This window comes from Streptomyces sp. NPDC058955 (assembly GCF_042741435.1).
Classification (GTDB): domain Bacteria; phylum Actinomycetota; class Actinomycetes; order Streptomycetales; family Streptomycetaceae; genus Streptomyces.
The window spans coordinates 1-7,022 of the sequence record NZ_JBHYKM010000036.1 but is presented as its reverse complement, the minus strand read 5'-3'; the positions used below and the strand labels follow the sequence as shown (position 1 = coordinate 7,022).

The window sequence follows — 7,022 nt, the reverse complement described above, 5'->3', positions numbered from 1 at the left end:
GCCCGCCCGCGCGCTCTCGCGTCCCCCCACAACAAAAGCCCCCCCCCCGCCCCCGCCCCCCGCCCCCCCCCGCTCTGGGGGGCCCCGGCGGCCCCCCGGACGAGCGGGACCTCCCGGGCGGATCAGGCGCCCGGCGGCAGCCTCCTGGCCCGCGAGCGCACCTGGATCGCGGTCACGATCTCGGCCGCGCCGACCGCGATCAGCCAGATCCCGCCGAGCAGCGTCAGCACCGCGACGGACTCCAGCGGCGAGACGATCAGCACCACCCCGGCGATCGCGCTGACGACGCCGAGGAAGATCTGCCAGCCCCGGGCCGGCATCGCCGGGTCGGAGGCCGCCGCCACGGTCTGTGTGATGCCGCGGAACAGCCAGCCGATGCCGATCCACAGCGCCAGCAGCAGGATCGACTGGGTCGCGCCCCGGAAGCAGAACAGGCCCAGCAGGATCGACAGGGCGCCGCTGACGAAGGCCAGCACGCGCAGCGCCGTGGTGGCGTGCGTGCCGAAGGCGGCGACCAGCTGCATCACACCGCTGAACAGCAGATAGATGCCGAACAGCACCCCGGCCGCGACCAGCGAGGCACCCGGCCACACCAGCACCAGCACCCCGAGGACCAGGGCCACGATCCCGGCCAGCAGCAGCGCCTGCCAGGCCGCGCCCGCGAGCATCGTCAGCGGACCCGGCGGCACCCCGTCCCGGCCGGTCCTCCCGTACGCCCCCTCGTCCGTCCGCGTCATCGGATCCGTTCCCCTTTCGTGTGCCGGTGGTTCGTCGGCGCGGTCACGCGCCCGCCGGGCGCGCGAACGCCTCGGCGTAGGAGCGGAGGAAGAGCGCCTCCGCCAGCGCCATCCGCTCGATCTCGGTGGGATCGACGCTCTCGTTGGGGGCGTGGATGAGACAGCCCGGTTCCTCCACGCCGATCAGCGCGATCTCCGCGTCCGGGAACCGGTCCGCGAGCACGTTGCACAGCGGGATCGAACCGCCCTGCCCCGACTGCACCATGTCCTTGCCGTACGCCTCGCGCAGTGCCGCCCCGAGCGCCGTGTACGCGGGCCCGTCCGTGCGCGCCCGGAAGGGCTGCCCGGCGCTCTCCGCCTCCACCTCGACCCGGGCGCCCCACGGCGCCGCCGCCACCAGATGGCCGGTCAGCGCCTTCCTGGCCGCCTCGGCGTCCGTCCCCGGCGGCACCCGCAGGCTCACCCGCGCCCGCACCTTCGCCTGCACGGCGGCGGAGGAACCCACCACCGGAGGGCAGTCGATGCCGAGGACGGTGACCGCGGGCCGCGCCCACAGCTCGTCGGCGACCGACCCGGTGCCGACCAGCTGCACCCCGTCCAGGACGCCCGCGTCGGCGCGGAACTGCTCGGCCGGATAGGAAACGCCGTCCCACAGCCCGTCGGCCGGAAGCCCCTCGATCGCCGTGTTGCCGTGCTCGTCGCGCAGGCTGTCCAGGATCCGCACCAGCGCGGCCAGCGCGTCCGGGGCGGGCCCGCCGAACATGCCCGAGTGCATCTCGCCCTTGAGCGTGGAGACCGTCACCACCACGTTCGTCAGCCCGCGCAGCGAGGTCGTCGTGGTGGGCAGCCCCAGCGCGAAGTTGCCGGTGTCGCAGATCAACAGGGCGTCCGCGGCGAAGAGTTCGGGCTGCATCGGCACCAGTTGTTCCAGCCCGCCGGTGCCCTGCTCCTCCGAACCCTCCGCCACGAACCTGATGTTCACCGGGAAGCCCGCGCCCTCGGGGCCGCCCAGCGCCCGCAGCGCGGTGAGGTGCATGGCGATGTTGCCCTTGCAGTCGGCCGCGCCGCGCCCGTACCAGCGCCCGTCGACCTCGGTCAGCTCGAACGGCGGGGTGCGCCAGGCCGCGTCGTCGAGCGGCGGCTGCACGTCGTAGTGGCAGTAGAGCAGGACGGTCGGCGCCCCCTCGGGGCCCTTCCCGTACCCGACCACCGCGTCCGTGCCGTCCGGCGTGGTGACCCGCCGCATGTCGCTCAGCCCCGCCTCGGTGAAGGCCCGCACCAGGAAGTCGGCGGCCTTCGCGCACTCCTCGGGCGGGAACTGGCGCGGGTCGGCGACGGAGCGCATCGCCACCAGCGCCCTCAGGTCCTCCTCGGCGCGCGGCATCAGGTCCCGGACGCGTGCCCGCAGCGCGGCGGTGTCGGTGGACTCGGAGGTCATGCGAAACCCACTTCCCTCGGGCCGCCCCCGGACGGCCGGGACGGCAACGGCGACCCCAGTCAAGCAACGCCCGGCAAACGCCGCAAAACATGACACGGACGGCGTATCGAGCCACCTCCCGGGCGGCGGCGGGCCGGTCCCGCGCCGACAGTGGAGGCGTACGTGTCCCCTCCCGCACCTGGAGAACGTCATGGCCCACCCCAACCGACGCGACCTCGGGCTGCTCGTGCTGAGGGTCGGCACCGGCGCCGTCCTCGCCGCGCACGGCACCCAGAAGCTCCTCGGCTGGTTCGGCGGCGGAGGGATCGAGGGCACCACCCACGCCATGGAGGCCATGGGCTTCCACCCCGCCCGCCAGTCCGCCGTCGCCGCGGGCCTCGGCGAGGCGGGCGGCGGCGCGCTGCTCGCCCTCGGACTCGCCACCCCCGCCGCCGGCGCGGCCGCCGCGGGCGCCATGGCCGGCGCGGTCTCCGTGCACGCCCCGGCCGGCTTCTTCGCCCAGGCCGGCGGCTACGAGTACCCGGCCTTCCTCGGCTTCACCGCCGCCGCCATCGGCATCACCGGCGCCGGCCGCTACTCCCTCGACCACCTCACCGGGCACGTCCTCGACCGCCCCTGGGTGGTGGTCACCGCCTTCCTCGGCACCGCGATCGCCGCCGCGGCCGTGGTCGGCCGCCGCGCCCAGGGGCAGGCCGCGACGGCCGCCGCCACCGAGGCCGACCTGGCCCCCGAGGGCGACGGCACCGGGGAACCGGACGCCCACTGAACCCCGAGCGCCCCCACCGGCGCACGCGCGCGCGTGCGGGGCGTTAGGCTCGCCGCAGAGGAAGGGACGGGCGCCGGGCAATGAAGATCGATCTCACGGACACCAACTCCAGCGCGATCAACAAGGCGATCCTGGAGGGCCGGAGGGCCGTCGGCACCCCCGCCGTCGGTGTCGTCCTCACCCTCGTGATCGTCACCGACGAGGAGAACGCCTACGACTCCGTGCGGGCCGCCAACGAGGCGTCGAAGGAACACCCTTCGCGCACCCTCGTGGTCATCCGCCGGCGGGCGCTGTCGCCCCGCGAGCGGCAGGTGACCCGGCTCGACGCCGAAGTCCGCCTCGGCTCCGACGCCGGCTCCGGCGAGACGGTGATGCTCCGCCTCCACGGCGAACTCGGCGCCCGCGCCGACTCCGTGGTGCTGCCGCTGCTGCTGCCCGACGCCCCCGTCGTCGTGTGGTGGCCGGTGGACGCCCCCGCCGTGCCCGCCCGGGACCCGCTCGGCGCCCTCGCCCAGCGCCGGATCACCGACACGTACGCCGTCGAGGACCCGCTCCGCGCGCTGGACGCCCGGGCCGCCTCCTACGCCCCCGGCGACACCGACCTGGCCTGGACCCGCCTCACCCCGTGGCGTTCCATGCTGGCCGCCGCCCTCGACCAGGCCGGGACGGACGTCGTCTCCGCCGCCGTGGAGGCCGAGGAGGACAACCCCAGCGCCGAACTGCTGGCCCGCTGGTTCGAGGTCCGGCTCGGCGTCCCGGTGGAGCGGATCGTCTCCGAGGGCCCGGTCGTCACCGCCGTCCGGATGGGCACCCCCCAGGGCGAGATCCGGATCGACCGCCCCGAGGGCCCGGTGGCCCGGCTCGCCATCCCCGGCCAGCCCAGCCGCGTCATGGCGCTCAAGGTCCGCACCACCGCCGAACTGATCGCCGAGGAACTCCGCCACCTCGACCCCGACGACGCCTACGCGGCGGCCCTGGAGGGTCGTCACCGGTCCTGAGCCGCCGCCCCGTTCGTGAAATCGCCTTCCCCGCACCCGTGTTCGGGTGATGATGGGATCATGACGATCGAATCCGTGGTGGTGCGCCAGCGCGTCGCCGACCTGGACGCCGCCGTGTCCTTCTACGAGAAGCTGACGGGAAGCAGCGCCTCCCGCTTCTCCTTCGCCGGGGTGGACCTGGCGGGCGTCGGTCCCTTCCTGCTTTTCAGCGGTCCGGACGAGGCCGTCGCGCGGGTCGCGGGGGTGACGGCCACCCTGACCGTGGCCGACCTGGACGCCGCCGTCGCGGAGGCGGTCGCCGCCGGAGCGGAGGTCGTGGCGCCCGTGTCGCCCACCCCGCACGGCCGCCGCGCGGTGCTCGGACACCCCCAGGGCGGGGTCTTCGAGTACGTCGGCGCCTGAGCGCGCGCCGGAGCGCCACCCGCCCGGCGGGGGCGGGTGGCGCCGTGCACGGAGGCCGCCCCGGTGTCAGACCCGCTGCCAGAGGGCCGGCACGTTCGGCGGTTCCCAGCCCGCCTGCGCCTGGTGGCCCTGGAGGCAGCGGTAGGTCGAGCCGCCGTACGTCACCGTGGCGCCGGCCGCGTAGACCGTGCCCGCCTTCCAGGTGCCGCCCGGTTCCGGCTCGCCCGGGCCGGGGCCCGGGTCGGTGCCGGTGGTCTTCAGCGTCAGCCCGTAGGCGGACAGGATCGGGTTCAGCGGCTGGAAGTACGTGGTGCCGCCGCTGGAGCAGTTGCCGGAGCCGCCCGAGGTCACGCCCTGCGCCTGGCTGCCGGAGATGTACGAGCCGCCCGAGTCGCCGGGCTCGGCGCACACGGTCGTCCGGGTCACCCCGCTGATCGTGCCCTCCGGGTAGGTGACGCTCGTGTTGTGCTGCTGGATCGTGCCGCAGTGCCAGCCCGTGGTGGAGCCGGAGCGGCAGACCGAGGCGCCCACCGGCTGCAGCACCGAACCGGTCACCTGCACGTTCGCGCCGCCCGCGCCCTTCACGTACGGCGTCGACGTCCAGCTGCTGTTGGCCGCGACCCACGCCATGTCGTTGCCCGGGAAGACCGACGCCTGGAAGGTGCCCTGCGCGACCTGGTTGTAGCCGCTGGTGGACTGGCCCGCCCGGCCGCAGTGGCCCGCCGTCGCGAAGCCCTGCGTGGTGCCCCGGGTCACCGGGAAGCCGACCGAGCAGCGCCCGCCGCCGCCCATGTAGTACGCGTCGCCGCCCCGGATGTCGTACAGCGGGCGCGGCGCCTCGGCGGACCGCACCACCCGCACCAGCTCGCGCGCCACCCCGGTCTCCGCCGCGAGCCGCGCGCCGGCCCCGGCCCGGGTCTCCTCGACGACGAGGACGTTCGACCGCACGTCCACGTACCGGACCGGCGCCTCGGCGCCCGCCGCCCGGTCCAGGGACTCCTTCGCCCGCTCCAGGGCGGCGAGGTCGTGCCGGACCAGCCGGGCCGTCGCCCCGGCCGCCCGGATCGCGGCGAGGTCGGCCGCGCGGGTGGTGGCCACGGTCAGGGAGCCGGACTCGGCGCCCTCGACCCAGGCCCCGGCGAAGGCGCCGCCGAGCCGGTCGCGGAGCCGGGCGGCGGTGGCCCCCGCCTCGGCCTCGTTGACAAGGCGGTGCTCTGCCTGCGCCGGGGTCAGACCCAGGTCGCGGCCCATCGCGGCGAGCAGCTCGGGCCGCGCCTCGGCGGCGCCGAGCGCCCGGGCGGCGCTCTGTACGGCCGGGGCGGTCCCGGGGGAGGGCTGCGCGGCGGTGGCGGACCCGGTCTGCAGCCCGGCCAGCACCATCCCGGCGGCGGCCAGCGCGGTACACGCCGCACGGGCGTGTCGTCGGAGCATGGGGAGTCTCCTCGGTTCTCGGTGGGGGATCTGCGGAGAACCGTAGGAACGGGCCCGGGGGAGCGGGGAGCCTCCGGTCGGCCCCTCCCCTCGCGTTATGGCCCCGGCGCTGTCGGTGGCGGCCGTTACGGTGCGCCCATGAGCGTCCCCGAGGTCGTCCCCATCGCGTACGAGCCCGACTACCGCACGGCCACCATCGGCCGGTGGGACGGAGGCCAGTTCCTCGCCTCGGTCACCGCCGCGTTCCCGGAGGGGGCAGGGCGGATGGGCGACGACTGGCGGCTGCACAAGCGGTGGTACGCGGTCCTCCACCGCTTCGACGCGGCCGGCCGGCACCTGGAGTCGCGGATCGAGTCCACCGGTACGAGGGCGGACGGGGAGCGGCGGGCGGTCGAGGCCGCGCAGACGCTGCTCGCCACCTGGCTGGACGCCCTGCCCGGGCGGCGGTACGGGCCGGTCGCCGTCGCGCCCTTCGCCGTGCGCCACGAGGGCGCCCTGTTCGGCCTGGTCGTGGAGGACCACAGCGAGGACGAGGACGACGAGGAGGGGAACTGGGTCGAGCTCCACCCCGACGGCCTCGGTTTCTCCGCGCCCTGGGACGGCACGTACGACACCTGACCGGGGCTCAGGACGGCGCGCCCGCCGGTGCCGTCCGCCCCGCGCTCCGCGCCAGGGCCTCCGCGTGGGCGTCGCGCGCGTGGGCGAGGACCGCGGCGGCCCGTCCGGCCGCCCGGCCCTCGGGGTGCCATCCGAGGAGGTGGCGCCAGAGGAGCGGGGCGCCGGTCAGCGGGCGCGTCACGATGCCGGGGGTGGCCGGGAAGGTGGCCCGGCACAGGCCCACCGCGCGGCCCACCTGGACGAGGTGGACGCAGGAGGCGGTGTCCGTCTCGTACACCCGGGCCGGGGTGAAGCCGGCCCGGACGCACGCGGCGGCGAAGCAGTCGCCGAAGCAGCCGTCGCCCGGCACGTCCGTCCACTCCTCGGCGGCGAGTTCGGCCAGCGCCACCTGCGGGCGGGCGGCGAGCGGGTGACCCGTCGCCAGCATCGCGTACACCGGGTCGCGGGCCACCTCCGTCCAGGCGAGCCGGCCCGCCTCCGGCGGGGAGCTCTCGCCGCACACCCCGACGAGCGCGAAGTCCAGCCGTCCGGCGACGACTCCGCCGGCCACCTCCCGCTCCGACCAGGAGGTGTACGTCGTCACCTCGGCGTCCGGTTCGGCCCGGGCCAGCCGGTCCACGAGACCGCCCAGC

At 75.9% G+C, this 7,022-nt stretch carries 8 protein-coding genes; 4 read left to right on the top strand and 4 right to left on the bottom strand.

The window, feature by feature from the left end:
* Window positions 1–122: 122 nt before the first annotated feature.
* Both ACFW1I_RS16470 and ACFW1I_RS16465 read right to left on the bottom strand, forming a co-directional pair.
* On the bottom strand, window positions 123–737 hold the full coding sequence (locus ACFW1I_RS16470; protein ID WP_384670283.1) for an HdeD family acid-resistance protein: 615 nt from the start codon (window positions 735–737) through the stop codon (window positions 123–125).
* A 43-nt stretch (window positions 738–780) separates the two neighbouring features.
* Complete coding sequence (locus ACFW1I_RS16465; RefSeq protein WP_384670281.1) at window positions 781–2,175, bottom strand: dipeptidase; 1,395 nt, start codon at window positions 2,173–2,175, stop codon at window positions 781–783.
* A gap of 190 nt (window positions 2,176–2,365) precedes the next feature.
* On the opposite strand from ACFW1I_RS16465, the gene ACFW1I_RS16460 reads away from it, so the two are divergent.
* The 3 genes from ACFW1I_RS16460 (at window position 2,366) to ACFW1I_RS16450 (ending at window position 4,341) form a co-directional block, all read left to right on the top strand.
* Window positions 2,366–2,941 carry a DoxX family protein gene (locus ACFW1I_RS16460; RefSeq protein ID WP_384670280.1) on the top strand — a complete coding sequence of 192 codons (576 nt, stop codon included), beginning with the start codon at window positions 2,366–2,368 and terminating at the stop codon, window positions 2,939–2,941.
* An 80-nt stretch (window positions 2,942–3,021) separates the two neighbouring features.
* Window positions 3,022–3,939, top strand: a complete 918-nt coding sequence (opcA, locus tag ACFW1I_RS16455) for a glucose-6-phosphate dehydrogenase assembly protein OpcA (RefSeq protein WP_384670278.1) — start codon at window positions 3,022–3,024, stop codon at window positions 3,937–3,939.
* 60 nt (window positions 3,940–3,999) lie between these two features.
* Window positions 4,000–4,341, top strand: a complete 342-nt coding sequence (locus ACFW1I_RS16450) for a VOC family protein (RefSeq protein WP_384670277.1) — start codon at window positions 4,000–4,002, stop codon at window positions 4,339–4,341.
* A 66-nt stretch (window positions 4,342–4,407) separates the two neighbouring features.
* Here the strand turns inward: ACFW1I_RS16450 and ACFW1I_RS16445 are convergent, their stop codons facing one another.
* A complete protein-coding gene (locus ACFW1I_RS16445) occupies window positions 4,408–5,772 on the bottom strand; it encodes a carbohydrate-binding protein (RefSeq protein WP_384670276.1) in 1,365 nt (454 codons plus the stop codon).
* Window positions 5,773–5,910: 138 nt separating this feature from the next.
* Here ACFW1I_RS16445 and ACFW1I_RS16440 point away from each other — a divergent pair, with 138 nt between their 5' ends.
* Window positions 5,911–6,390 (top strand): hypothetical protein, encoded by a 480-nt coding sequence (locus ACFW1I_RS16440; protein WP_384670275.1) that lies wholly within the window; start codon window positions 5,911–5,913, stop codon window positions 6,388–6,390.
* A gap of 7 nt (window positions 6,391–6,397) precedes the next feature.
* Here the strand turns inward: ACFW1I_RS16440 and ACFW1I_RS16435 are convergent.
* The coding region (locus ACFW1I_RS16435; protein ID WP_384670273.1) for a LysR family substrate-binding domain-containing protein at window positions 6,398–7,022 on the bottom strand (625 nt) is incomplete at its 5' end.

Coding starts and splice junctions, on each gene's coding strand:
- ACFW1I_RS16445 (WP_384670276.1), bottom strand. CDS start 5,772: ATGCTCCGACGACACGCCCGTGCGGCGTGTACCGCGCTGGCCGCCGCC.
- ACFW1I_RS16450 (WP_384670277.1), top strand. CDS start 4,000: ATGACGATCGAATCCGTGGTGGTGCGCCAGCGCGTCGCCGACCTGGAC.
- ACFW1I_RS16465 (WP_384670281.1), bottom strand. CDS start 2,175: ATGACCTCCGAGTCCACCGACACCGCCGCGCTGCGGGCACGCGTCCGG.
- ACFW1I_RS16470 (WP_384670283.1), bottom strand. CDS start 737: ATGACGCGGACGGACGAGGGGGCGTACGGGAGGACCGGCCGGGACGGG.
- ACFW1I_RS16460 (WP_384670280.1), top strand. CDS start 2,366: ATGGCCCACCCCAACCGACGCGACCTCGGGCTGCTCGTGCTGAGGGTC.
- ACFW1I_RS16440 (WP_384670275.1), top strand. CDS start 5,911: ATGAGCGTCCCCGAGGTCGTCCCCATCGCGTACGAGCCCGACTACCGC.
- opcA (WP_384670278.1), top strand. CDS start 3,022: ATGAAGATCGATCTCACGGACACCAACTCCAGCGCGATCAACAAGGCG.